Below are 26,686 nucleotides of genomic sequence, written 5' to 3'. Positions count from 1 at the left end.
TGATCTAAAAGTCGATGTGATCAAAAAACAAAATGAATCTCCAGTCATCACCGGTCAACAACCCTTGAGTGTGAATCAAGGCGGAAGTCTTACGATTGAGCTTGCTCACTTAACCGTTACCGATCCCGACAATAGCTACCCCACCGGATTTACATTAAAAATCTTTGGTGGAAATAACTATACGTTCAATGGAACTACTATAACGCCGGATGCAAATTTCTCTGGGCAGTTAACGATTCCCGTTTCTGTGAATGATGGTGAAAACGAAAGCAATCACTTCGACCTGAAAGTCGATGTGATTAAAAAACAAAATGAACCTCCCATCATCACTGGCCAGGAACCCTTGAGCGTGAATCAAGGCGGAAGTCTTACCATCGAACTTCGTCACTTAACGGTTACCGACCCTGATAATCCTTACCCGACGGATTTTACATTAAAAGTCTTTGGAGGAAATAATTATACGTCCAGTGGAACTACTATAACGCCAGATGCAAACTTCTCCGGGCAGTTAACAATTCCCGTTTCAGTGAATGATGGTGAAAACGAAAGCAATCGCTTTGATCTAAAAGTCGATGTGATTAAAAAACAAAATGAATCTCCCCTCATCACCGGTCAACAACCATTGAGTGTGAATCAAGGCGGAAGTCTTACCATCGAACTTGGTCACTTAACGGTTACCGACCCTGATAATAGTTACCCCACCGGATTTACATTAAAAATCTTTGGTGGAAATAACTATACGTTCATTGGAACTACGATAACGCCGGATACAAATTTTTCAGGACCGTTGAGTATTCCCGTTTCTGTGAACGATGGAGAAAACGAAAGCAATCGCTTTGATCTAAAAGTCGATGTGATCAAAAAACAAAATGAATCTCCAGTCATCACCGGTCAACAACCCTTGAGTGTGAATCAAGGCGGAAGTCTTACGATTGAGCTTGCTCACTTAACCGTTACCGATCCGGACAATAGTTACCCCACCGGATTTACATTAAAAATCTTTGGCGGAAATAATTACACGTTCAGTGGTACGACAATTACGCCAGCATCAACTTTCTCGGGGCAGCTAACAATTCCTGTCACAGTTAATGATGGAGAAAACGAAAGCAATCGCTTCGACCTAAAAGTCGATGTGATCAAAAAACGAAATGAACCTCCAGCCATCACCAGCCAACAACCATTGAGTGTGAATCAGGGCGGGAACCTTACTATTGAACTTGCTCATTTAACGGTTACTGATCCCGACAATAGTTACCCCACTGGATTCACCTTAAAAATCTTTGGCGGAAATAACTACACGTTCAGTGGAACTACTATAACGCCCAACGCAAATTTCTCTGGGCAGCTAACAATTCCCGTCACAGTGAATGACGGAGAAAACGAAAGCAATCGCTTTGATCTGAAAGTCGATGTGATCAAAAAACAAAACGAGCCGCCAGTCATCACTGGCCAACAACCATTGAGTGTGAATCAAGCTGGAAGCCTTACCATTGAGCTTGCTCACTTAACCGTTACCGACCCTGATAATACTTACCCGACGGATTTTACATTAAAAATCTTTGGCGGAAATAACTATACATTCAGTGGAACAACGATAACGCCCTCAGCAAATTTCTCCGGGCAGCTAATAATTCCCGTCACAGTGAACGATGGAGAGAACGAAAGCAATCGCTTCGACCTGAAAGTCGATGTCATCAAAAAACAAAACGAGCCGCCAGTGATCACTGGCCAACAACGATTGAGCGTAAATCAGGGCGGAAATCTTACGATTGACTTTAGTCATTTGATTGTCACCGATCTCGATAATAAATATCCAATAGGCTTTACGTTGAAAGTATTTCCTGGGGTTAATTTCGCTGTGACAGACCTTACCATTACGCCTTCATCTAACTTTACTGGAAGTCTAACGGCCTCGGTGACGGTCAATGATGGACAAAACGAAAGCAACGTCTTTTATCTAAAAATTGAAGTGGTGAAAGTGCAAAACGTTGCTCCGCAAATTACGGGGCAACAAACAATTAAAATAAATGAAGACGAGACCGTTGCCTTACACCTTGGTAACCTGATCGTCACCGATCCCGATAGTGGTTACCCAAAAGACTTTTCATTAAAAATAAAGGAGGGTTCACATTATAAGACAGCAGGCTCTACCATCATTCCTGAGCCAAATTTTTATGGCGAACTAACCGTACCAGTAATTGTAAACGATGGAAAAAATGACAGCTCACCATTTAACTTGAAAGTAATCGTTTCTCCCGTCAACGATGTGCCTGTCATCAGTGCACAAGTTCCGTTATCTACAAATAAAAATATACTGGTACCGATTGCACTTTCGGATTTCATGGTGACAGATCCGGACAATAAATACCCTGAAGATTTCACCTTAAAAATTCTACCAGGCAACAATTATGCTTTTGCTGGCAACATTGTGAGCCCGGCACCAGACTTCGTCGGCACCTTAAACGTTCCGATCATTGTGAACGATGGTAAAACAAACAGTCCGGAATTCAATGCTACGATTGAAGTCCTTTCTCCAACAGTAAATGCGCCTCCAACAATCACTGGCCAAAAGCCAATACGAATTACCCGAGGAACTTCAGTGACACTTCAATTGTCTCATTTACAAGTCAGCGATCCGGACAATGAATACCCGATTGGCTTTACGCTAATGGTTTTTCCAGGGCCGGGCTATACCGTCAACGACGCAACGGTTACGCCATCCACAGATATTATCAATGAAACATTTTCGGTCAACGTTACAGTAAACGACGGCCAGGATGATAGCGCGCCGTTCCAGGTAAAAATTCAGGTAGTCCCATCGACACAGAGGCCCCAAATCAATGGACAAAAAGAATTGACGGTACCGGAAGATACTCCGTTAACCATCCATCTGGACGATCTTATTGTGGTAGATGCTGATGATCCTGATTACCCGACAGGGTTTTTGCTGATTGTGCTGCCACCGGATGGAAATGTTTATACAAGAAATGGAAACTCAATTACACCCGCACCCAACTTAAATGGTTTTATCGAGGTTGGCGTTCTTGTGAGCGATGGGACAAACACCAGCGAAGAATTTAAAATGTCTATCCTTGTAACACCCGTAAATGATCCACCAGAATTTATCGAGCCAGATACAACGGTATTGGCATATGAACCAGGACATGATCCACTGCCCATATGCGAAAACATAAACCTACGAGATGTTGACGATGATTACCTGATACTCGCAGAGATAGGATTTGATCCAATCAACTATAATCCAATCCATGACCAATGTTTATTTCCGAGCAGTACTTCAACCTTGAGATCTGTACACGACGCTGACGGGCGGTTGTTCCTCATCGGTCACGCTACCATTGATGATTATCTTAGCGCCCTTAGAAGTATCCAGTACAATTATGTTGTAACGAAAGATGCCACTGGAAATCCTGCGGAAATCTTAGCTGGCCCCCGGAAGGTCTACATGACTGTTTTTGACGGACAACTTGGTAGTGCCACCTTTCGCCGAACCATCACCATGGAAATAGAAATATCGCTCGATATTCCAAATGCATTTACGCCTAATGGCGATCATCAAAATGATACCTGGCATATCGACCTCGTCAATGCAAACAGGATAGATGAAGCTACAATTAAAATATATGACAAACGAGGAGCCGTGCTTTACCAGGCTGTTGGTTTACAGAATGAATGGGATGGTTCGTCTAATGGACAGACATTACCAGCTGATACGTATTATTATATCATTGACTTAAACCTTTCCTACATGAAAAAGACATATAAAGGTGCAGTCACAATCCTGCATTGAATTGTGATGCTTCAGGACAGGAGGTGTGCATGACTCGCTGTTTGCTAGGTACAGGTGTCATGAATGCGTTGTCACTTTTGCTAGTATCTCTTTTACGCTACGACATAGTTCATTGAAACTAGTGGGTTTCGTCAAGAAATCGCTTGCGCCAAGCGCCCGCATCTTTTCTGCGTCTTCTTTTAGTTTGGAGGTTGTATAAATGACAACAGGAATGTCGTGTAGTTCGCGGTCTTTCCTTAATTCATTCATGAATTGATCGCCGTTGAGTCGGGGCATATTAAGGTCAAGAAAGATTACATGGGGCTTTGGAAATTCCATGACCTTTAAACCATGAAGCGCTTCTTCGCCATTACGCGCCATAGCACAGTGAATGGACGGGTCTACTTCGTGAATAGCAATAGTAAGCAGCTCCCGGTCATCTTCATCATCGTCAATTATAAGTATGTGTGTCATAATGCGTAACGTTATATTTGTTTAGCCCTTAATCACTCCTTGTTTTTGATCAACTCAATGGCAATCATCGACGCCCTCTAGTAGAGCCGTTTCAATGATGATGCACCGGGGGCGACTTATGCGACCGCAGGAACATAACAAAGTCTTTTTGCTCCATTCAAAAATCATGCTGTTGAACAGCGGTCGCATTCAACGGAACGTTGTACCTAGAAAAAGATTATTTTTTAGAACTTAGTTGCGTGTTATGACTTTTAGTAAGGGGGCGCTGAAAAAAGAATCAGGTATCGTTTCGGGGAGGTATGTCCTCACTCGTAGGGCAAAAAGTATCCGTTAACAAATTATAATGGAACCTGATTTACTTCAGCGATATGATTGGTTCAATTCTGTGCCATAGTGATTTGAAGTCTTGGTCCACCGGAAACTTCTCGATAGGAATGAACATGATTGATCGAAAAAATTTCTTAACACAAGTTCTCATGCATTGTTAGATTGAAGATGAGACAAGCTGACCAAAAAGTAATCTGGACGATCGGTCATTCCACACATTCAATCGAAGAATTTATTGATATGCTGCATTCGTTTCAAATTCGGAGGGTTGTTGACATTCGGATGCTTCCAGGTTCAAGACGATATCCACACTTTAACAAAGAAATACTCGAAGTTTCCATGGCTGAATCAAATATAGAATACAATCATATGATTGAACTTGGCGGCCGAAGGAAACCTAGACCGGATTCAAAGAACACAGGCTGGCGCCTTGCTTCCTTTAGAGGCTATGCAGATTATATGGAAACAAATGCGTTTCAAATGGCCGTTGAGAAGCTTGAAGACTTTGGAATGAAACAACGAACAGCCTACATGTGTTCTGAGGCTGTATGGTGGCGTTGCCACCGTGCGCTTGTTTCTGATTATCTCAAAATTCGAGGCTGGACTGTTATGCATATCGTCGGCAAGGGGAAAGCCCAGGAACATCCGTATAGTTCTCCGGCAAAAAACATCGGAGGTATGTTATCTTATGAAGCATGATTACAATTCTTTCCGTTTGTACACATCCTAAAGGTTAACGTCGCTATGTGCAGGGAGGAATCGCCTATATAACAGTTCATTATAAAACTTATGTCGTGCCTCCCCTCACTATTTTTGGATTCCCGCAGGAATTCAGGGTATCTTGCAAATAGGCTACTCGGCAACAGTATTACGGTCGTTATAATGATATTACTTACCCTTTTATAATAAGTGGGAATCATCCAGCCAGCGAGTTGTCATTCAAATGTAAAACGACGGATCGATGGGAAATATAAAAAAATAGCACATTATAACAGCGTTGGAGTGGTCCTTCAAATTTGTGTAAGGGTATAAGCAGTAGAGCCGGCATGTACCTGCTAGCTGTTATATATATTCGTAAATACGTAACAATTTAACTTCGGTCGAAATTTTTTCCTAGTGTTATATACCTTCAAAATTTCATCTTGCTCCTGATGCAACATCCGGTTAACTTTAAACGTCTTACTTAAATAAACCCGCAATATGATCAGTAACTATATCAAAGTCGCGATCCGAAATCTTCTCCGTCAGAAAGGCTTTTCTTTTATTAACATCCTCGGCCTTGCCCTGGGCATTACCTGCACAGCGCTGATTGGTATGTGGGTTAATGACGAGCTGAGTTACGACAGGTTCCATAAGAACTACGATCGCATGTATAGGATTACGGCAACTTTACCAGAGTTGAAAGTGCATGCGGCTGTAACATCAGCGCCGCTCGCTATGGCGATTAAGAATGAACTACCCGAAGTGGATGACGTGGTCCGCATCTCGAATTTCAATCGCGATCTGGTGCAGGTTGGTGACGTTAAGTTCGAAGAAAAAGGAATCATTTATGCAGATTCAAATTTCTTCAAAATGTTCACGTTTCCATTTATTAAAGGCGATAGCGAACGTGCCCTTCAAAACCCCGAAGGTATCGTTATCACAGAGGCGATGGCTATAAAATATTTTGGCACCACAGACGTACTCGAAAAGACGATTCGTAAAAATAGTAAAGACGACTTTACGGTGACGGGCGTAATCGCTAACATTCCTGATAATTCTCACCTCCGTTTCGATTTTGTCCAGCCCATGCGTTACCTGGCCAGGTCAAACCGTGACCTAAAAGAAAATATCTGGGACAATTTCAATTGGTTCACTTATATCAAACTGAACGACAAAGCACAGCAATCTGAGTCGGCAATTGCCGCGCTGGAAAAAAAGATGCAGGCGATCTACAAAAAGAATGAATCCGTCCTGAAAGTAGGATTTGTATTGCAACCTATGGCGAAGGTTCATTTGCACTCCAATTTTCTTGCTGATATTCCTGGTCATGGCAATGCTCAAAACGTTTACATTTTCATGGTGGTTGCAGTTTTTATACTCGTGGTGGCATGTTTAAATTTTATGAATCTCGCAACAGCGCGTGCAGCACGGAGAGCAAAGGAGGTCGGCCTGCGAAAAGTTGTTGGTGCAATAAGACCTCACTTGATAGGACAGTTTCTGGCCGAATCATTGGTGGTCGCTTTGCTTTCGTTAGTGCTTGCATTGCTGATCATCTATCTCGTTCTTCCTTATTTCAATACCCTGGGCGGAAAGAATCTTACTCTTGACTTCACGAATATCAAACTCATCACGGGACTTCTTGGTATCACAGTCATTACCGGCCTCCTGGCGGGCAGTTATCCTGCGCTTTATCTTTCCGGTTTTGTCCCTGCTAAGGTGTTAAAAGGAACTTTCACGGGGGGAGGATCCGGCAGTTTGTTCAGGAACACAATGGTGGTGATCCAGTTCGCAGTGTCAATTTCACTGATTGTAGGCACTGCAATTGTTTACCAGCAATTGAAATATATTCAGCAATTGAATCTCGGTTACGATAAAGAGAATTTGCTCTATGTGCCGATGTCAGGAGAGCTGTGGTCGAAGTATGAGGCGTTCCGTACCAGCCTTGGTAGTAACCGGTTGACCAGCCAGTATTCATTCATCTCCGACCTTCCCACCACTTCTTCTGGCGCAACGATCAGCGTGGAGTGGACGGGCAAGGACCCAAATACACAGCCATTGTTTTACAACCTGGCGATCGACCAGAATTTTGAAGAGGTGTTCAAAGCGACGATTTTGGAGGGACATGGTTACGGTGAAAATGCCCAGGCGGATTCCGTAAATATCATCGTGAATGAAGAGGCTTTAAAAACCATGGACATGTCTCTTGAGTCTGCCGTTGGAACAAAGATCAAGGTGTGGGACGAGGAGCGAACGATCATTGGTGTTGTTAAGAATTTCAATTTCAAACCTGTTCAGGAGACGATCGGGCCCATGTTTCTGAATCGTAATACGTGGGGAGGTTTTGCTGTGGTTCGCACGCTGCCGGGTGAAACAGAAAATACCATTAAGGCACTCGAGCAGATATGTAAAACAATCAATCCAAGCTATCCCTTCAACTACAGTTTCCTCGATCAGGATATCGCCAACTTGTATAAGGCTGAGCAACGCCTGAGTAGCCTCTTCAATGTCTTTGCAGTTTTGGCAATTGTGATTTCGTGTCTCGGCCTCTACGGGTTGTCGGCATACCTCGCCGAGCGACGCACGCGGGAGTTGGGAATACGTAAAGTATTGGGTGCTTCCGGTTTCCAGCTTGTGTATTTGTTGTCTGCTACATTCACACGTCCTATCCTCATTGCAACAGCAATTGCAGTACCGTTGGCGTGGTACGGAATGAGTCAATGGCTGAACAACTTCGCGTATCATGTATCGATCGATTGGACAATCTTCCTGCTTGCATTCCTTTCGGCATTGATCATTGCCTGGCTAACAGTGAGCTTTGAATCGATCAAAGCAGCCACCACAAATCCTGTGAAGTCGCTGCGGTCGGAGTAGAGCAATATGTATAGTCAGTCAAGTCAAAACCGTTCGCAGTTCTTGACTCAATTTTTTTTTTAAACACATAACACATTGTGTGTAATGTGTTTGTCCAACTTCTTTCAGACTTGCCACTCAATCATTGCTATAACCACGCAGAACAAAAGTGAAATGAATTTTAGTATCAGGCTGCTTATTTTTTTCAGGATAATTATATTCGTAAGAATTCGCTTTCAATGTTTAAACTTTACTTCTTTTCGTTAATGATGTGTGTTTATGACACAGCTTACCCCCAGCTGACGTATCAGGTGGGAGCCAGTGTGGGAAAAATTACAATCGATGGGAAGTGGGATAAACCTGTATGGGAAGCGGCCAAACCAATAACGATCGAAAATCGTATGGGCGATGAGCCGCACTTTCGTCCCATCACGGAAGCGAAAATGCTTTATGATGCAAATAATGTTTACGTCATTTTCCGCGTACAAGATAAATTTGTGAAAAGCACGGTAACAACCTATAATGGACATGTATCCGGCGATTCATGTGTTGAATTTTTCTTTGCACCGAACAGTGCAGTACCCACACAATACTTTAATTTAGAAATCAACGCTGGGGGTACACCACTACTTTTTTTTATCACCAATCCATGGACACAATTCACCAAGCTTCCTAATGATCTAATTGCAAAAATAGAGATCGCGCATTCGTTACCTGCAGTTGTTGATCCTGAAATCACAAAAGAAATTACCTGGACAGTAGAATGTCGCATTCCACTTGAAATACTAAAACAATTCACTACCGTCTCGATGCCTCAACCGGGTGTGACATGGCGAGCCAATTTTTATAAGACCGGAAGCAGTACCAGCAATCCACATTATTACACCTGGTCGCCGGTATCTAATCCGGAGCCTAACTTTCATTTGCCGGAATATTTTGGAATGCTAAATTTTAAATGATGGTCAGCATTAAAGAGCAACTTATTCAACTACGCTGGTCATCAATTATTATAAAACAAACTTGTCATCCATATGAACCGAAGAGATTTAGTTAAAGGTATTACACTCCTTCCGCTGATGGGTGTCTCAACGGTGTCAATGGGCGCCGCTCCATCATTGCCAGCCGAACGCGACTTCTTTAAAGAGCTTGGTATTCGTGTATTTATAAACGCAGCAGGCACATATACATTCATGACGGCCTCCCTTATGCCGCCGGAGGTTGTTGACGCCATTCGCGTAAGCGCCAAACAATTTGCACTGCTCGACGACGTGCAAGACAAGGTGGGACAACAGATTGCAAAAATCTGTAAGGCAGAAGCTGCCATGGTCACCGCAGGATGTTGGTCTGCCATGGTTCTCGGCATGGCTGGCATTCTTACGGGAATGGATGATAAAAAGGTAGCCTTGCTTCCTTTTCCGGAGGCATCAGGTATGAAGTCGGAGGTGATCGTTCAAAAGGCACACGCAAATGGATATCACATGGCGCTAACCAACACCGGGGTAAAGATTGTAATGGTCGAGACAACGGAGGAACTGCAGAACGCCGTGAATGAAAGAACTGCCTGCCTCTGGTTTCTTAATCGGGAAGCGTCTGTTGGAGCAATCAAACATGAAGCGTGGTTAAGCCTTGGTAAAGCGCTTGGTATTCCCACGATAATTGATATTGCTGCAGATGTCCCGCCAGTTGAAAATTTGTGGCGATTCAACGAAATGGGATTTGATCTCGTGTGCATTTCCGGTGGTAAAGCACTCCTTGGACCTCAGAGCGCAGGCATATTGATGGGTAAAAAAGATCTGATTGCAGCCGCCCGTTTAAATGCTCCGCCTCGTTCGGGTATTGCTAGAGGTCAAAAGGTGAACAAGGAAGAGATCATTGGTATGTATGCAGCGCTTGATCGGTATGTCAAACTCGATCACGCGAAAGAATGGAAAGCGTGGGAGCAAAAGATTGCGCTCATCGATAAGACGGTAAAGAAAGTAAAAGGCGTAAAAACTGAAGTGATTGTGCCACCCGTTGCCAATCACACACCATCATTGAAGATTTCATGGAACCCTGATCTGACGACACTTACAGGAGAAGCGTTAGGCAAACGACTGCGCGATGGGTCGCCCTCTATTGAAGTAGTTTCATGGGAAGACAAAGATGCCGTGAAGGTTACGGTGTTTATGTTACAGGCGGGAGAAGATCAAATTGTGGCGGACAGAATTGCAGAGGAGCTGGAAAAAGCTACTAAAGGATAGGAAAAGTTTAATGCTGACTGAATTAAGAACACTCCGAAGTTTATGAAGAGACAATTATTTGAGAGAATTTCGCGTATGGCCACCGTTGGCGCGGGTATTATTATGGTCGTCCTTTGCTGTCAATGCTCATCAAAGGAAACGGTCCTTCCCAAAGGCGATCCGGACAATGGAAAGCTTGCACTGCCCGACGGATTTGAAGCCGTGGTCGTAGCAGACAGCATTGGCCGCGCAAGACATCTTGCAGTTAACGAAAATGGTGATATTTATGTAAAACTTCGGGCAGTAACAACTGCGGGTGGTTCAGTAGCCCTTCGTGACACGACGGGCGATGGTAAAGCAGATATCATTAAATATTTTGGGACTTACGCGGATCCAGGATCTTACGGCACCGCTATGCGCATTTATAATGGATATATTTACTTTAGCACAACGGGGATCGTATACAGGAACAAACTTATCCCCGAACAGCTATTACCCGATACTACGACCGAGGCTATCGTAATTGACGACTACCGCAGCCGTTCTTATAGAACAGAACACATCACAAAAGCTATCACGTTTGATGACAAGGGACATGTATATGTGGGTTTTGGTGCGCCCGGCGACATGTGCCAGGTCGAGAACAGGGTACCCGGATCGCCTGGAAAATTTCCGTGTCCCGAACTTGAGCTCCACGGTGGTATCTGGCAATTTGATGCTAATAAACCAGGACAGCTACAAACAGACGGCAAAAGATACGCTACCGGTATACGCAGCGTTGTGGCTATGGACTGGAATTTCGACGATGGAAATCTATTCGCACTCCAACATGGTCGGGATGACTTTTTTCGCACATGGCCAAACTTCTATTCTGCCTATCAGAGTGCTTTACTCCCCTCGGAGGAATTCTTCCGGGTGACGGAAGGAACAAACGGCGGTTGGCCTTATTACTACTACGATCAACTGCAGAATAAGAAAGTGCTGAATCCGGAATATGGGGGAGATGGTAAAAAGGACGATGGTGCTGATACAGTTGCTATGCCGCTTATTGGATTTCCCGGACACTTTGCACCCAACGATCTCCTTTTTTATAAGGGCGATCAGTTTCCCGCGCGCTATAAAAATGGCGCCTTCATTGCTTTCCATGGATCTACCATACGGGCACCCTATCCGCAGGCGGGATACTTCGTGGCGTTTGTGCCTTTCAGTGGAGGTAAGCCTTCCGGCCCATGGGAAGTATTTGCTGACGGGTTCGCACAACTGGATACAATCGAAAATGTCTTCGATGCGAAGGCTCGTCCCATGGGACTTGCCATGGGGCCCGACGGTTCATTGTATATCACAGAAAGTGTTAGTGGCAAAATCTGGCGCGTTATGTTCAAGGGTGACAAGCAAGCGTTTGGCGAGAAGGCGCTTGCCGGGATGGAGCAGCGTAAAACTCGTACCAACATCAAGACACCCGACGAAGACAAAGACAACCTGTTAAGAGGAAAGCAACCAGCTGGCGCCATTGCGTACACCCGCTACTGTGCTTCGTGTCATCTCCCTCAAGGACAAGGCGACGGAAACCGGTTTCCACCCTTATTTGGTTCTGAATGGGTTGGTGGTTCTAAAACGAGATTAATCGAACTCGTACTGAAAGGGATGTCGGGTCCGATTAAGGTCAGAGGAAAATCTTACGATGGTGTTATGCCTGCGCATGCTTTTTTAAGTGATGAACAGGTAGCTGAAATTCTCACCTATATACGCACCAGAATGAATCACGGCGGAACGCCGGTCTCTGCAGAAGAAGTGCAGGCCGTGCGATCGCAGCTATGATTGAACGCAGGGAAATCGGACGGTGACTGGTTGCTACAATACAGCCCGCATGGATAGATAACAACGTAGTGAATATTAGCGGATCGAATGGTACGTCTCGTATACCGAAGGGATCTCCTGCAATGTTTAACAGAAATTCGCAGTTTAATTTTCGAAAAAATCAATTTCTGTTCAACTTTTAATAACCAAGAGAGTTACGTAATTAAATAATAGCCGACGAACAGAAAATAAATTACTGAACATGGAACACAGACAGTTGGGAAATTCAGGTTTAAGAGTTCCTGTATTAAGTTTTGGTACAGGAACATTTGGGGGAGGAAGCAATTTTTTTAAAGCATGGGGTAATACAGAAGTGAACGAAGCAACCCACATGGTAAACCTTTGCCTCGATGCAGGCGTAAATCTTTTCGACACTGCAAATGTGTACTCATTTGGAATGGCAGAAGAAATCTTAGGCAAAGCAATTTCAGGATTGCGTAATAAAATACTGATTTCTACCAAGGCGACTTTTCCCATGTCCGACCAGGTGAATGATTATGGATCTTCCCGATTGCACGTGATAAAAAGTTGTGAGGATAGTCTTCGCCGCCTCGGCACGGAATATATCGACATCTACCACATGCATGGATTTGATGCTAACACACCGATAGACGAAACGTTGAAAGCATTGGATCATTTGGTGCAGACTGGAAAAGTTCGTTACATCGCATGTTCGAATTTTTCAGGATGGCACTTAATGAAATCGCTATCAGTTTCGGAGCGTTATGGATGGTCGAAGTACATTGCACATCAGGCCTACTATTCTTTGGTTAACCGTGATTTTGAATGGGAACTCATGCCGTTGGCCATTGACCAAAAAATAGGAACGATTGTGTGGAGCCCATTGGCAAGTGGTTTGTTAAGCGGGAAGTATCGCAGAAATCAACCGATACCACAAGATGCCAGAGTAGCGCAGGGTGGAAGTCCCGTACCAGCAGATACCATCGATAATGAACGGTTGTATAGGATCATTGATAGATTGGATGCGATATCAAACGAAACCGGAAAAAGTGTCGCTCAAATATCGCTCAACTGGCTTTTGCAACGGCCCACAGTTTCCAATATCATTTTTGGTGCAAGAAACGAGAAACAACTTAAGCAAAACCTTGATGCCGTAGGCTGGAATTTGACTCTTGATCAAGTCAAGTCACTTGACGAGGTAAGCGAAACATTTCCTGCGTATCCGTATTGGCATCAACGACAGTTTCCAATGTTGCATGCTGCTCCCGATTTGTACAGTGGAAGATGATTAGCGGACACATTTCACGCTATTTCAAGACGGAGCTTTGCTGCAAGTATAAGCGTGAAGAAACAGCTTTTATACTAGCACGATCGATTTGCAATACCCATAGCGTTGCATCGAGGAAATTTTTCCCGCCACTGAATCGAAGTCTGTTTCAGTAAATGATAAAACTACCCTAGCGGCTCACCATTTGCGTTGGTGCCCAATACATCGCTCATGTAATTAAAAAATGGCCGAATCGCTTTGAAGCTGCTATTGACCTCATGCAAAAAATTATCGGCGAGTACGTCACGATCGGTAAAGTTTTTTTCAAACCAAAACTGTTTGAAACGCAACAAGTCGATAGCAGGGTGATCTTTTTGAAATCCACGTGGCACAGTCGCAACTTTATCACCTTGCATGGCGCCATAGTTCCTGACGATGCTTTTCGATTTTAACAACTTGTACCAATCCTCATAATTAAGATCAATATCCTGCCGGATTCGTTGCAGATCCATACCAACAGGATAAATAAAACCACATCCTATTCTGGAACCACCTGGCCTGATCCAAAAGTAATAACCACCGCGCAAGGCCGGTTTCCTGCGTTTAAGATAACCGGCAAACCGCGGACTGTAGGGCGACTTATCTTTTGAAAAGCGAACATCATTGTAGATACGGTAAAGACTTTTCTTCGCTGATGGTGTTTCAATATCATCATGTTGATTCATTTTCGTGATGAGCGCATCCACGAAATCTTCTGCATTCTCCTTGGCCCGGTCGTATTGCACCTTATGCTGCAAAAACCAATCGCGGTCGTTGTTGGCCGACAATTTTTTAAGAAAATCTAATGTTGTTTTTTTAATCATTACTGCGTTACTCATGGACGCAAAATACTTAAAAGAAGATCAATCAAGTCAAGCTGATAAGCGGTAAACCAAACAGCAAACACAAGTGTGTGTTATGTTGCGGCTGGATCGGCTTGTTAACCTGCCGAATAAAAAAATAATCTGGATGTGCGAAATGAAGAGCATCGTTATTCCTGCTTGCTTCATTAGTTCATCATAGCAAACCTGGAAGGGCAGGTCAAGGAATTGAAATCCAAGTGTTATATTCAGGAGCCAAAATTCATAATGGAGTCGCTATGAAACTAAACGAATCAGAAAGAATTAACCGCCGGAAATTTCTTGAGTCCTCGGGCGCAGCAGTAGTGGGAGGCACAATGGCATTAAACCTGGGCTTACCAGCTAATAGTTACGCATCTTCGGGAGCTAACACATTAAAAGTTGGATTGATCGGATGTGGAGGCCGGGGAACAGGTGCCGCTGCACAAGCGCTCCAAGCCGATGGTGATGTTCTTCTTACAGCGATGGGCGATGTATTTGCTGATCGTCTTGAGGAATCTCACGCAGCGTTACTGGAAGAAGTGCCCGCCAAAATGAAAGTTGACAAAGCAAATAAGTTTGTTGGATTCGATGCTTACCGAAAAGTTATCGAGTCGGGGGTAGATGTCGTACTGCTGGCAACACCGCCAGCATTCAGGCCCGATCATCTGATTGCAGCCATTGAGGCAGGTAAACATGTGTTTTGTGAAAAACCAGTTGCAGTAGACGCTCCTGGCGTACGTAAAGTCCTTGACGCTGCTAAAAAAGCAAAAGCAAAAAAACTCTCGCTTGTATCAGGCTTTACCTTCCGGTACGATTACTCGAAACGCGCTTTGTTTGATAAAATACTTAATGGTGCTATCGGTGACGTTGTATCGGTATCATCTACCAGAAATGGTGGCGACCTATGGTATCATCCACGCCAATCTTCCTGGACGGACATGGAATATCAAATGCGTAACTGGTACTATCAAAATTGGTTGTCGGGAGATTATCTCGTGGAGATGATCGTTCACAGCCTGGATCTCATGACGTGGGCGATGGGTGATAAAGTTCCGGCCAGGGCAACAGGAACCGGAGGCCGGCAAGTGCGGGTCGACCCAAAGTATGGGAATATTTTTGATCATTTTGCGATCGAATTTGAATATGACAATAATGTTCGTGCATTTAGTTTCAGCAGGCAGCAGCCGGGTTGCTCTAACCGGAATACAGTTGAGATTACGGGAACTTTAGGCAACGCATACGCCAATATGGGGAAGTGGGCACACGAGATCACCGGAAAAAATAAATGGATTTACGATGGAGAAAAAAACAATCCTTACCAGACACAGCACGACGAATTCTTTGCTTCCATCAGAAACGCTAAACCTATGAACGACGGGGAAAGAATGGCGAACAGTACGATGGTTGCCATTCTCGGAAGGATGGTCGCATATAGCGGGCAGACGCTTTCGTGGAATGACGCCCTTAACTCAACTCAGGTATTAGGTCCGGCTATCGACGAGTATAACTGGAATCTTAAACACAAAAGTCCTGATATCGCAATTCCTGGTATCACACAAGTTCTCTAATATTCGTTTACACCAAATCCGATTTGAATGACTGTCACACACGTTTTGTTTTTTCTTGTTGCGCTGTGTATGGTGCCGCCGTTGTATGCGCAAAAAAAGCACATAGAATTTGGTGCAGAGTCAAGCGCTGATAACTTTTTTGCAAATAAGAAACAGCAAACGCCCATGCGATGGATTAATGTGAATACCGATGCAAACACGTGGACGTTGAAAAAGGATGAACTGATATGTTCAGGGCAACCAATTGGTGTGATGCGAAGTGAAAAGCAATATGAAAATTTTGTCATGCATGTCGAATGGAAGCACATGGAACCGGGAGGAAACTCCGGTGTATTTGTTTGGAGCAGCGCCGTTCCGGACGAAAAAAGCCGGCTGCCCGATGGTGTTGAAGTACAAATGCTCGAGCTGGATTGGGTAAAGCTCAACGTTCGGGATGGGGCAGTTCCTCCAATAGCCTATGTACACGGTGAGCTTTTTGGTGTCGGTGGCGTGGACACTACTCCTGATAACCCAAGAGGTACACGCAGCAAGTCGATTGAAAATCGCTGCAAAGGTCGGGGGGAATGGAATACCTACGATGTGGTTTGTGTTGACGGGGTCATCAAGCTATCTGTGAATGGTAAATTTGTGAATGGCATCAGCAGGTCGTCGCAGAAAAAAGGTTACCTATGCCTTGAATCGGAAGGTGCAAAAATTCACTTTAGGAATTTTTCGTTGGTCGAACTTCCTCCGGGTGTTACTTCGCCGGAACAAACTGCTGCCGAGACAAAGTAACAGTGCCATCATTTACTTTTGAAGACAAGTTCACAAAGCCTTCACACCTTCGGAAGTCATGATAATTCTTTTGATGGTATCATCTTCATTATAATAAAGGTAATCCATGCAAACGGATCTCCTGTGACTTCCTCCGGTTGGAAGCGCCCCGTTATGGTAAATAAAATACCATCTCCCCTTAAATTCAATCATGCAGGGCCGATTCGTCATGCAGTTGCCTGGGATTTCATTGAGGATACCTTTAAATTCCCAAGGACCTTCAGGTTTCCTGCTCATTACATAAGCTACTTTTTCAGGAAAGCCGTAACCGTAGGATAAGTAATACCATTGGTTACGTCGATGGATGTTTGCGCCTTCTGTAAATCCCGGAAGGTCGATTTTGTGTATCGGGCCGTCGAGTTCCGTCATACTTTTTTTCACGCGGGCATAGTAACATTGAGAGTTTCCCCAATACATATGACCAAATCCATCATCGTCTATGATTACCGTTGGGTCCAGATTGTCTTTGCTGTCGGGTGATGCGCCGATCATGTCGTTGGTGATCAGCGCAGCCCCTATTGCATCTGTAAAAGGGCCATCCGGATTATCAGAAACCGCGACACCGATTGCTTTACCGGGTATCGTTCGATGCGTTACGGCAACATACCAGAGAAATTTCTTTTCATGTTGTATCACTTTTGAGGCATAGGCATCGCCGCTTGCCCACGTGAAGTCTACCGGTTTTAATATGTTTGTATGTTCCGTCCAGGTACAAAGGTCCTGGGATGAAAAGCACAACCATTCATTCATCACATACTTGGCCTGGTCTTCCGGCGCTTCATCGCGACCCGTATATAAGTAGAGCGTATCTCGATAAACAATCGCCGTTGGATCTGCTGTAAACTTATGCCTGATAATGGGATTGTTGCAGTTGTCTGTGGTAATGTCTCTGCCTAAACCATCTTGCGACTTTTTAACAGTATGAGATAAATCCATGATCCTGACCTTTTACACTAAACAACATTTTTTGTAAAAGGATTATGAAGTCCCTATGCATTTTTGGTCAATAGCAAAGACCCTAAAACAACTTTATGATTTATAAAAGTCAGCTTTCTACTGTGGCACTGCTACATAAACTTCAATGATTCTTGGTGTCATGGAGACGATACGAATTCCACCCCAGCGGGTAGGTTCTCCTGGTTGGTCCAGCCTGAACTTGAAATAATCCCCGGCATTATACGCTATTTCGCCAGTCATTTCATCATAATAGTTCCATTGAAAACCGCCTGGTGCCTGTTCTACCATATGTTGAATATGATCAAGAGGGGTATTCCATTTGTCGTATACAAACCATGCTTCTTTCATACTCCCTTTGGGAGCTGTGGCGACAAAGTCTAACTCCGTCGCTAAATCCGCGGGGCGTGTTAACTTATTGTCGTGATAAAGGGAGAATACCGTTTTATAAGTATTTGCCGGGTCGACATTGTTCAAATAATAAAAACTATTCAAAGCTCCGTTCAAACTAAATAGCGTGGGTATTTTATCGGCATCTGCTCCCGGTGCATACACCGGCCAAGTAATCCGCCATGCCAGCGTTTTCCAATTATACAAATCATCTTTGGGAATGAATTCTTTGAAAATAATTTCTGGATATGCATACCTGCTACCATTTGGGTGATCAGTATAAGAACCTGGTCCTTCGTCATTTCCGTGAAGAATAGTAGTACCAAGTTGTGCTGAAGGATTTCTTGTCAGGGCCGGATCCTCGCAACCTCCAATGATTATCGAGCCCAACACGACTGTTACAACAAACCAAATATTTCTCATGATTGATAATTTTAGAATACGCCTACTCTGAAAATGGTTTTTCGGCTTCCACCAGGCGCAAAACTATTTTGGTGAGACGAAAACATTTAACACAGCGCTCCCAATGCGTAGCATTATTGTAACATAAGACTATGAAGCCAAGGGCAGCAGAGCCTAAGGAGGGCGAAAACTTAAAATTCAGAACTGTAAAATCGTTATCGGCCAATCTGGTTCTGATTCAGCGGGGGAGCAGGAGAGAAATTACGATCACAACACCTGTTTTGTCATACCGAACAGCAGTTCATATTACCTTCCAAAGTTCGGCTTTCCCTGGTTAGAAATTGGATGAGTTGTTTTGCCCGGCTGGGAAGGGACTCACTGAAGCTATTGATCTTGGATTTATAAGGACGGGGAGTTTTTATTTTTCAGAAAAGAAAAGATCCATTCTTCAATGTCTTGCTAAACAATTCTAAATAAATAAGAGAGGTCACTCGATTCCAGTGACCTCCCGTTTCGGATCTAACTTTTATTTTGCGGCCAATAACGTTTCCATATATTCATCCAGTCTATCCATCGTTTCCTCCAATCCTCCGATCATGCCCATGTCGAGAACCTTTTGGAGATCTTCCTTGCTTCGGTAAACAGCACTGGATTTAACAATGGTTGTGCCACCTACTTCCTCGAAATGTGTCTTGATCATCGTTGAAGGCATTTCCTTATTCAAGTTGCCGTCTTTGTCAGCGAAATAATCTTCATAGTAGAGCTTCTCAGGTGCTTTAATTTCTTTATATAAAGCCATGCCCCAGGATTCCATGCCCTCAGGGCCTTTCATGCAATAGTGCCATTTTCCGCCTACACGAAAATCCATTTTGCAATAGCTTAGTGGCCACTCGCGTGGTCCCCACCAGTTCTCCAGATGTTTGCAATCCGTGTGAGCGTCGAATACCAGCTTCCGAGGTGCATTGAACTTGCGTGTAGTGATCATTTCATTTCCGTTTGTTTCTACTTTGACTTTTTCTTTGCTCATGATTTTTCGGTTTTTTTGTTTGAAGTGTTTTTAAATAGTCGTCCAGACGATCGTAACTTTTACTCAGGAACATCCTGTATTGCTCCATCCACGCTGCTACTTCACTCAATTTTTCGGGCTGCGCCTTGAAATATTTCTCGCGGCCTTCTTTTTGTTCCGTCACCAGTCCGCATTCAATGAGTATCCGAAGATGCTTCGTCACAGATTGCCGGCTGATGTCAAATGACTCCGCCACAGAAGTGAGGTTGAGCTTCTCCTTTGTAAGTCGCCCTAAAAGTGCCCGGCGAGTTGGGTCAGCAATTCCTTGAAAAACATCGCGTCTCATATGTGTAAATGCAACCGTATGGGTGCAAATATAATATGCAACCTTTAGGGTGCATAACGTTTCACTATTTTTTTATTAAGCTTTTTTGTATCTCGTTGATACTCTTGTACTAAATTTTCAGAAACAACCGGCGCAAATTATGTGACTTGCTGACGAACCGGTTAACACCCATTTGTTAATTGCCCATCATATCGGCCGACTTGTGGCATTAGGCTAGCTTCCATATGGCATTGGTCTTTCATCAGTTGTTTATTAGATGTTCATCGTTCCCGTCCAGATGTTCATCGTTGTTGTCCAGATGTTCATTAGACGATGACCGTGGTTCGTCGTCGTTCCTACGATAGCGCATTAGCCACGGTACAGTATTTTGTATCTCTTCTTCGGTAAAAAACGACTTTTAAAGATGGATATTTCAAGCTACACTGATTCCAGACTGATGCGATACTGAACCGGGGTCTTCCGATTCAGGGCAATGGAATTGAGGCGAAAGCCATTGCAGCCAATTATCCTTGGGCAAAGGGACTGGTGTTTTGAACTTTCCGTGTACCCCTTTGTTTTAAGGTTTCTCATCATCCTTTGAAATAATCAAATGACGGCGGCTAGAGCATTTTTTTTAATTTCCTGTAATGGGTAGTGAAATATTAAACCTCAGCATTTTCGAGAAAAGATTTCGAAGTCTTTTTAAAGAAGCGCCTTTTTCTGCAGCCTTACTTTCGGGCGATGATTTTGTGATTGATATGGCAAATGAGGTCACTCTTGACCTTTGGGGCAAAGACAGTAGCATCATCGGCATGCCCCTTCTTAAAGCAATGCCTGAAATGAAAGATCAGCATGTGTTTAAATTGCTTCAGCATGTTTATCACTCAGGAGAAACCTTCGAGGGCAAAGAGCAAACTGCATACCTGCCAGCAGGCAATACCATAAAAAAGGTATATGTGAATTTTACCTATAAACCATTACGCGATGATGAGGGAAAAATAACCGGGGTGCTTGCGGTCGGGTATGACGTCAGCGATCAGGTTATAGCGAGACAAAAAATAGAAGAATCTGATGCCAGAATGAGACTGATCATCGATTCTGTGGGTATGGGTACCTTTGAAAGAAATTATATAACTGGTCAGACAACCACATCTTCTAGATTTGATTCAATTTTTGGGTTTACATCGCCAGTCTCCCATGAAGCCTATGTGTCACGGATTCATCCGGACGATCTCGCCATAAGGAATATTGCACAGCAAAAAGCCGTTCAAACCGGAAAACTTTCATACGAATCGCGCCTGTTATTACCTGACCAAAGCATTCGATGGGTGAGAATAAACGGTGTTATTAATTTCGACGAAAATAGAAATCCGGAGCGACTGCTCGGTACGGCCCTCGATATTACCGAAGAAAAATTAGCACTGCTAAAGTTACAAGAAAGCGAACAACGCTTCCGTACATTAATCACCGAAACACCTGAGGTTGGGGCAGGACTTTATTTGGGCAGAGAATTCAGAATACAATATGTAAACGAGGTTATGCTTAAGTTCTGGGGCAAGGACCATTCGATTATTGGCAAAACTTTTATTGAAGCCCTGCCGGTTTTGCAAGGACAACCATTTCTTCAGCAATTAGACAACGTGTACACTACGGGCGTAGCATTTACCGGAAGAGAGGTTAAAGCGTATCTCGAAATAGATGGTATCATAAGACCATATTATTTTAACTACACCTATAAGGCGTTGCGAGATCACCTGGGCGAAATCTATGCTATTCATCATATGGCCGTAGATGTAACGGAACAGGTGGAAAATAAATTAACATTAATAGAAAGTGAAGAGGCTGTAAAAAGATTATTCGCACAAACGCCTGTAGGAATCGCTGTTTTCAAAGGTAATGATCTTGTTGTTGAAATGGTGAATGAAACAATGCTCATTTACTGGGGTAGGAATCGCGAAGAAGTAATTAACAGACCCGTATGGGAAGTGCTTCCCGAAGTGGCTCAGCAAGGGATTGATAAAATTTCTCAACAGGTTTTCGAGACGGGCATTTCATATGAATCGCCAGAAACGCCAGTCAATGTTTTACGAAATGGGACGACGGAAACGATCGTTGTCCATTTCGGTTTTCAGCCACAAAGAAACTCACAAGGAGAGATCATTGGTCTGCTCGCTATCGCCAATGACGTGACGGACCTGGTAAATGCCAGGAAGAAGGTCGAGAAGAACGAACTCAAATTATACGATCTGGCGAACTCAATGCCCCAGGTGGTATGGATTGCTGAGGAGGATGGTTCGGTTACTTATTATAATGACCGTGTCACAGAATTTTCAGACGTGAAATACGAAGCTGGAATGTGGAAATGGGAAGGTTTCGTCCATCCCGCTGATATCACCCTAACGGCAAAAACATGGAACCAGGCTGTCACTAATTTGACACCTTATGAAACGGAGCATAGGATTAAAATGAAAGATGGGTCTTATCGTTGGCATCTTAGTCGCGCTTACCCTTTTAAGCGCGAAGGTGGGATCAAGTGGTATGGCACGGCAACAGATGTCCATGATCAGAAACTTCTGGAAATGAATCTGGAAAATATCGTGAACGAAAGAACCATGGAACTACAACGTTCAAATGAAGATCTGCAGCAGTTTGCTCATGTAGCCAGCCATGATTTGAAGGAACCTGTAAGAAAAATTAAACTCTTCAGTTTAAAATTACAGGAGGAATTCAAACATGTTTTGAACGATCGTGGCACTGGTTTTATCGATAAGATCATCCGCGCTACCGATAGGATTTATACCATGATAGAGGGCGTGCTCGATTATTCATCTGTAACCACTGAATCAATTGCATTTGAAAATATTGATTTGAACCAAATTATAAAATCCATTGAGACAGATTTCGAGGTATTGATCAATGAAAAAAAAGCAATCATTACTTATGGCAAGCTTCCCACCTTCAAAGGCATTTCACCGTTGATCTATCAATTATTTTATAATCTGATTAACAACTCGCTCAAATTCTCAAAAAGTGATGTACCTGCTGTCATCCATATCCAATGCGACCCTGTTAACATTGCCGGTAAAATGTATTATAAAATTGGCTTGTCCGACAATGGAATTGGCTTTGACGAAGCTTATGCAGAGCAAATATTCCAAACGTTTTTTCGACTGAATTCCAAAGACAAGTATGAAGGTACTGGATTAGGTCTTGCGCTTTGTAAAAAAATTGTTGAACGCCATGGAGGGATGATCAGCGCTCAGGGAGAAAAAGATAAGGGAGCAGAATTCACCATTCTATTTCCGCAATAGTGTTGTAAATATCCATTGCTGATGCCTGTCACGTTGCAGGCATGGAAAAATATTTTTTTTTGAAAGGTCGGTAATCAAAAAAGTCAAGCCGACGATGAAGCCGGGATTTATTAAGAAAGATTTGGAGCAGTGGACTCCAAACCTTTCAAAAGACCCTACTAAAATTTATTCTTTTTGAAATTTCTTATGAACTATCGAACCGTTGGTTTGAATGACCATATAATACATACCGGGTTGTAGCATGGGCGCTTGAATGTTCACCGTTCCGTCCGTACTCGTTAATTGTTGACGAACAATATTTTTTCCAGACAAATCATAAATCTGAATCTCGGCTTCTGTTTTGATTCCTGAAATATTGATTTCATCTTTTACACGGTTCGGATAAAGTGTTATTTCCCGCTCGCCATTTTCCGCAACTTTATCCGTTTGTTCAGGCGTTTCGAAAGCCAATCGTCCCATTGCCATGCTACCACCGGCCGTTGACGTTATAGTCCAGGCTACCTCCGTAAAATCATAAGCGTAATTTCCTTCCCGATCCGTAGCAAAATATATTCTGTCTCCGGCAGTCAGGGTGCCCAATGAATATGAATTCGGATCTGTTACCCAGTCCTGGTCTGGAGTAACCTGTATGGACGTGACCAGCACTTTGTTTTGATCAAAAACTTTGTAAAGCGTGGTACCTGCTTGTGTTAACACTCTCCGTGCCGCTAAGCCACTGATCGTGTAGTCACCGGAACTCGGAACAACAAAAGCACAAACCGTTAGCTTGTTGTTGTTCGGCGGGTGGAGCTGGAGATCAAAAACACCTGTTGGAGGTTGAACATTTCCTTCTCCCGGTTCAAGGCCTCTTCCTTGAGTGCTTTTGGCCGCATAGGGATAAACATTACCGGTACCATTAGCCCAATAGTTGGTAGCAGCACTATTTGAATTGGTGTGATTGGAAGGTGTAAATGTTGTAAAAAGTGTTCCTTTGTCTACTCCAAAATCATTGGTTGATTGATAAAATTCAAGCGTTGCCTGAACGGAGTTGTCGCTGTTAACAACGGCTTGTTGCGACGGGCTGGATTGCATCACAAGATCATAGGAGTTCCACGTTTGCGTTACAGTGGTAGGTTCCATCGCGACACTCCAGGATACCTCGGTAAAGTCATAAGCATAATTTCCTTCCCGGTCCGTGGCAAAATAAATCCGGTCGCCGGCAGCCAGCGTTCCCAATGAATATGAATTTGAATCTGTCACCCAGTCCTGGTCTGGCGTTACTTGAATGGTTGTGAGCAACACTTTATTTTGATCAAACACTTTGTAGAGCGCTGTGCCGGATTGCGTTAACACTCTTCTTGCCGCCAAACCGCTGAGGGTATAATTTCCGGAAGAAGGGACGACAAATGCACAAACCGTTAACTTGTTGGTATTCGGGGGATGAAGCTGAAGATCAAAAACTCCTGTAGGCGGCTGTACATTTCCCTCGCCTGGTTCAAGGCCTCTTCCCTGTGTGCTTTTGGCAGCATATGGATAAACATTGCCCGTACCATTAGCCCAGTAGTTGGTTGCTGCGCTGTTTGAATTGGTGTGATTGGCGGGTGTAAAGGTTGTAAAAAGATTACCCTTGTCAACACCAAAATCATTGGTTGACTGATAGAATTCAACAGTTGCCTGAACCGCGTTGTTGTTGCTGGTCACAAGGCCCTGTTGTGCAGGGTTGGATTGCATAACAATGTTGTAAGAATTCCAGACTACCTGGCCCGGCGCCTGGACCACTACATTTACATCATCGGTCGCTGGCAGTCCGTCATTATCTGTAACGGTCAGCCTGAAGGTATACGTACCCGTTATCAAGTTGCTCACTGTTGGAGAAGGTGTTGATCCGTTTTGAATGGTTGCTTGATTGGGACCATTTTGTTGTGTCCATAAATAAGAAACAATCGTGCCGTCGCTATCACTGCCCGTGCCGGTTAACGTTCGGCTATTGGGCGGAGGGGTAAAAGTAATGTCTGTTCCTGCATTGGCAACGGGTGGATTATTGCCTAAACTATATTGAAGCAGCCAACTATAGAGTGTCATATCATCAGGTACAGGCCCCGGTCGCTCAACAACTTCCAACGTTGCTGTACTTTCTGGTGAGATACTGTTGTTGGTCGTGCCATACGCTCTTGACCAACCTGCGTGAACATCCCTGGGGCTGCCATCACTATTCTTGTTTCTATATAAAGTCACCCTCATTTTTCCTGTATACCCTGCACAGTTTGTAATGGCATTCTCCATGTTGGTTGTATTACTTGTCGGAACAACGTCATCGGGATCATCGTGTAGTGCCCAGATCGGCATATCTTCTAATACACACGCCTGGCTTACGTTACCCCCACCGGAGATAGGAGCAATAGCAGCAAATTTTTCGGGATTTCTTTGTGCATACTTCCATGTCCCGTACCCACCCATACTTAAGCCAGTTAAATAGACCCGGTTTAAGTCGATGCGTGGATATGCAGCCTTTATTGCTTCAACAAAGGCATCAACATTTGCGAGATTGGAATCCCAAAATGTTCCCGTAGGCAATTGGGGCGAAATGATTATAAAAGGCAAATCCTTGCCGGCAGTAATTTCTTTTGGCGGACCATGCGTTATAACATTGCCCAATGACCCAATAGAATTGCCTCGCTCACCTGCGCCATGCAAAAATATCATGAGCGGATAGGAATTCGAATTGTTGTTGTAGTCAGCCGGCAGGTATTCAAGATAAAAGTAGGATGATGCGATTCTTTTCCCTTTTAATTTTAATCTGCAAAGAGTGGATTTCACAATGCTTGCCACACCAGCGGTACTTCGCGCAACAACATACGTCGTATATCCGCTGGCATTCTGGGCCAGGTTAGGAACATCTTTCGTATAGGTGGTATTGGCTGTGCCGATGCCGATAGAATCTTTTCCTACCATACCTGAGGGCGCCGACAAAGTGCCTCTGGCATATCTCACAATGTCATCGGCCGAGGGCGCCGTGGGTGGAGGTGTCTGATAGGTAACGAAGTAAGCCCACCCCGGCTGATCCGTGCGAACTCTTACTCTTACATTCGATTGATACACTCCATTCGTAACGGGATCCGAATAACTAGGAACGGAGGAGGGATAACCTGATGGCCATACGGGAACTTGCGCTAAACTGTCCAAAGACAACGATGCCAGGGAACCTACCAACACGGTGGATAGTAACCTGCGTAAAAAGGATTTCATAATGGATAATTTTTATAAAAGTTTTGAATACTTATATAAAGACCGTTGTGAGCGTTTTGTTCGGATATCTCGAAACTTTAAAAAATATGTGGGAACAGTTGATTTAATCTGCTGCCACGATTATCTTATTAAGGTAGACACCCAAGATTCAGGGTTATTTGTTTGTATCGAGAATAAATGATTACCCGGATCCATCCCAGATGGATGAACCTGTTAGTGCTAAACTGCATATCGCGTCTGTACCCTTTCGACAAGCAAAACTGTCTTTGCGATATTTGCTTAAATTGTAACTCTAATAAAAATATAGAGACGCTCGAATAAGAGCATCAAACATCGTAGCGAGGGGTTCACCTTGACAATTGCT

17 protein-coding genes are annotated in these 26,686 nt (G+C 43.8%); 10 read left to right on the top strand and 7 right to left on the bottom strand.

Annotated features, from left to right (window positions below):
- The coding region (locus tag P2W71_RS18795) for a tandem-95 repeat protein (protein ID WP_276372858.1) at positions 1-3,811 on the top strand (3,811 nt) is incomplete at its 5' end.
- A 57-nt stretch (positions 3,812-3,868) separates the two neighbouring features.
- On the opposite strand, the gene P2W71_RS18790 is transcribed toward P2W71_RS18795, so the two are convergent.
- Positions 3,869-4,264 carry a response regulator gene (locus P2W71_RS18790; RefSeq protein ID WP_276372857.1) on the bottom strand — a complete coding sequence of 132 codons (396 nt, stop codon included), beginning with the start codon at positions 4,262-4,264 and terminating at the stop codon, positions 3,869-3,871.
- A 495-nt stretch (positions 4,265-4,759) separates the two neighbouring features.
- Here P2W71_RS18790 and P2W71_RS18785 point away from each other — a divergent pair, with 495 nt between their 5' ends.
- The 6 genes from P2W71_RS18785 to P2W71_RS18760 all read left to right on the top strand — a co-directional run bounded on the left by P2W71_RS18785 (position 4,760) and on the right by P2W71_RS18760 (position 13,468).
- Positions 4,760-5,290, top strand: a complete 531-nt coding sequence (locus P2W71_RS18785) for a DUF488 domain-containing protein (protein WP_276372856.1) — start codon at positions 4,760-4,762, stop codon at positions 5,288-5,290.
- A gap of 501 nt (positions 5,291-5,791) precedes the next feature.
- A complete protein-coding gene (locus tag P2W71_RS18780; protein ID WP_276372855.1) occupies positions 5,792-8,164 on the top strand; it encodes an ABC transporter permease in 2,373 nt (790 codons plus the stop codon).
- A gap of 218 nt (positions 8,165-8,382) precedes the next feature.
- Positions 8,383-9,102: a carbohydrate-binding family 9-like protein gene (locus P2W71_RS18775; protein WP_276372854.1), complete on the top strand. Its 720-nt coding sequence runs from the start codon at positions 8,383-8,385 to the stop codon at positions 9,100-9,102.
- 72 nt (positions 9,103-9,174) lie between these two features.
- Positions 9,175-10,383 carry an aminotransferase class V-fold PLP-dependent enzyme gene (locus P2W71_RS18770; RefSeq protein WP_276372853.1) on the top strand — a complete coding sequence of 403 codons (1,209 nt, stop codon included), beginning with the start codon at positions 9,175-9,177 and terminating at the stop codon, positions 10,381-10,383.
- 42 nt (positions 10,384-10,425) lie between these two features.
- The gene (locus tag P2W71_RS18765) at positions 10,426-12,180 is read left to right on the top strand and encodes a PQQ-dependent sugar dehydrogenase (RefSeq protein WP_276372852.1); all 1,755 of its coding nucleotides are present in this window, start codon (positions 10,426-10,428) and stop codon (positions 12,178-12,180) included.
- A gap of 241 nt (positions 12,181-12,421) precedes the next feature.
- Entirely contained in the window at positions 12,422-13,468 is a 1,047-nt protein-coding gene (locus tag P2W71_RS18760; protein WP_276372851.1) for an aldo/keto reductase, read from the top strand.
- Between the two features lie 164 nt (positions 13,469-13,632).
- On the opposite strand, the gene P2W71_RS18755 is transcribed toward P2W71_RS18760, so the two are convergent.
- Positions 13,633-14,325: a DUF2461 domain-containing protein gene (locus P2W71_RS18755; RefSeq protein WP_276372850.1), complete on the bottom strand. Its 693-nt coding sequence runs from the start codon at positions 14,323-14,325 to the stop codon at positions 13,633-13,635.
- A gap of 260 nt (positions 14,326-14,585) precedes the next feature.
- Here P2W71_RS18755 and P2W71_RS18750 point away from each other — a divergent pair, with 260 nt between their 5' ends.
- Both P2W71_RS18750 and P2W71_RS18745 read left to right on the top strand, forming a co-directional pair.
- A complete protein-coding gene (locus tag P2W71_RS18750; protein WP_276372849.1) occupies positions 14,586-15,896 on the top strand; it encodes a Gfo/Idh/MocA family oxidoreductase in 1,311 nt (436 codons plus the stop codon).
- A gap of 27 nt (positions 15,897-15,923) precedes the next feature.
- On the top strand, positions 15,924-16,670 hold the full coding sequence (locus P2W71_RS18745) for a DUF1080 domain-containing protein (RefSeq protein WP_276372848.1): 747 nt from the start codon (positions 15,924-15,926) through the stop codon (positions 16,668-16,670).
- 30 nt (positions 16,671-16,700) lie between these two features.
- Here the strand turns inward: P2W71_RS18745 and P2W71_RS18740 are convergent, their stop codons facing one another.
- The 4 genes from P2W71_RS18740 to P2W71_RS18725 all read right to left on the bottom strand — a co-directional run bounded on the left by P2W71_RS18740 (position 16,701) and on the right by P2W71_RS18725 (position 19,807).
- Positions 16,701-17,645 carry a glycoside hydrolase family 43 protein gene (locus tag P2W71_RS18740; RefSeq protein ID WP_276372847.1) on the bottom strand — a complete coding sequence of 315 codons (945 nt, stop codon included), beginning with the start codon at positions 17,643-17,645 and terminating at the stop codon, positions 16,701-16,703.
- Between the two features lie 117 nt (positions 17,646-17,762).
- Positions 17,763-18,476, bottom strand: a complete 714-nt coding sequence (locus P2W71_RS18735) for a hypothetical protein (RefSeq protein ID WP_276372846.1) — start codon at positions 18,474-18,476, stop codon at positions 17,763-17,765.
- Positions 18,477-18,981: 505 nt separating this feature from the next.
- Positions 18,982-19,482 (bottom strand): SRPBCC domain-containing protein, encoded by a 501-nt coding sequence (locus tag P2W71_RS18730; protein WP_276372845.1) that lies wholly within the window; start codon positions 19,480-19,482, stop codon positions 18,982-18,984.
- Entirely contained in the window at positions 19,442-19,807 is a 366-nt protein-coding gene (locus P2W71_RS18725) for a metalloregulator ArsR/SmtB family transcription factor (RefSeq protein ID WP_276372844.1), read from the bottom strand. Before P2W71_RS18725 ends, P2W71_RS18730 begins: the two co-directional genes overlap by 41 nt.
- 626 nt (positions 19,808-20,433) lie before the next feature.
- Between P2W71_RS18725 and P2W71_RS18720 the strand changes: the two genes are divergently transcribed.
- The gene (locus tag P2W71_RS18720) at positions 20,434-23,097 is read left to right on the top strand and encodes a PAS domain-containing protein (RefSeq protein WP_276372843.1); all 2,664 of its coding nucleotides are present in this window, start codon (positions 20,434-20,436) and stop codon (positions 23,095-23,097) included.
- Between the two features lie 165 nt (positions 23,098-23,262).
- Here the strand turns inward: P2W71_RS18720 and P2W71_RS18715 are convergent, their stop codons facing one another.
- Positions 23,263-26,322 carry a T9SS type A sorting domain-containing protein gene (locus P2W71_RS18715; protein WP_276372842.1) on the bottom strand — a complete coding sequence of 1,020 codons (3,060 nt, stop codon included), beginning with the start codon at positions 26,320-26,322 and terminating at the stop codon, positions 23,263-23,265.
- Positions 26,323-26,686 lie beyond the last annotated feature (364 nt).

This window comes from Chryseolinea sp. H1M3-3 (assembly GCF_029360725.1).
Classification (GTDB): domain Bacteria; phylum Bacteroidota; class Bacteroidia; order Cytophagales; family Cyclobacteriaceae; genus Chryseolinea.
Note: the sequence above shows the minus strand (reverse complement) of the source record. Positions and strands in the feature narration are given on the sequence as shown.

Excerpts from the sequence above, each read along its gene's own strand:
- P2W71_RS18790 (WP_276372857.1), bottom strand. The coding sequence starts at position 4,264 with ATGACACACATACTTATAATTGACGATGATGAAGATGACCGGGAGCTG.
- P2W71_RS18785 (WP_276372856.1), top strand. The coding sequence starts at position 4,760 with ATGAGACAAGCTGACCAAAAAGTAATCTGGACGATCGGTCATTCCACA.
- P2W71_RS18780 (WP_276372855.1), top strand. The coding sequence starts at position 5,792 with ATGATCAGTAACTATATCAAAGTCGCGATCCGAAATCTTCTCCGTCAG.
- P2W71_RS18775 (WP_276372854.1), top strand. The coding sequence starts at position 8,383 with ATGTTTAAACTTTACTTCTTTTCGTTAATGATGTGTGTTTATGACACA.
- P2W71_RS18770 (WP_276372853.1), top strand. The coding sequence starts at position 9,175 with ATGAACCGAAGAGATTTAGTTAAAGGTATTACACTCCTTCCGCTGATG.
- P2W71_RS18765 (WP_276372852.1), top strand. The coding sequence starts at position 10,426 with ATGAAGAGACAATTATTTGAGAGAATTTCGCGTATGGCCACCGTTGGC.
- P2W71_RS18760 (WP_276372851.1), top strand. The coding sequence starts at position 12,422 with ATGGAACACAGACAGTTGGGAAATTCAGGTTTAAGAGTTCCTGTATTA.
- P2W71_RS18755 (WP_276372850.1), bottom strand. The coding sequence starts at position 14,325 with ATGAGTAACGCAGTAATGATTAAAAAAACAACATTAGATTTTCTTAAA.
- P2W71_RS18750 (WP_276372849.1), top strand. The coding sequence starts at position 14,586 with ATGAAACTAAACGAATCAGAAAGAATTAACCGCCGGAAATTTCTTGAG.
- P2W71_RS18745 (WP_276372848.1), top strand. The coding sequence starts at position 15,924 with ATGACTGTCACACACGTTTTGTTTTTTCTTGTTGCGCTGTGTATGGTG.
- P2W71_RS18740 (WP_276372847.1), bottom strand. The coding sequence starts at position 17,645 with ATGGATTTATCTCATACTGTTAAAAAGTCGCAAGATGGTTTAGGCAGA.
- P2W71_RS18735 (WP_276372846.1), bottom strand. The coding sequence starts at position 18,476 with ATGAGAAATATTTGGTTTGTTGTAACAGTCGTGTTGGGCTCGATAATC.
- P2W71_RS18730 (WP_276372845.1), bottom strand. The coding sequence starts at position 19,482 with ATGAGCAAAGAAAAAGTCAAAGTAGAAACAAACGGAAATGAAATGATC.
- P2W71_RS18725 (WP_276372844.1), bottom strand. The coding sequence starts at position 19,807 with ATGAGACGCGATGTTTTTCAAGGAATTGCTGACCCAACTCGCCGGGCA.
- P2W71_RS18720 (WP_276372843.1), top strand. The coding sequence starts at position 20,434 with ATGGGTAGTGAAATATTAAACCTCAGCATTTTCGAGAAAAGATTTCGA.
- P2W71_RS18715 (WP_276372842.1), bottom strand. The coding sequence starts at position 26,322 with ATGAAATCCTTTTTACGCAGGTTACTATCCACCGTGTTGGTAGGTTCC.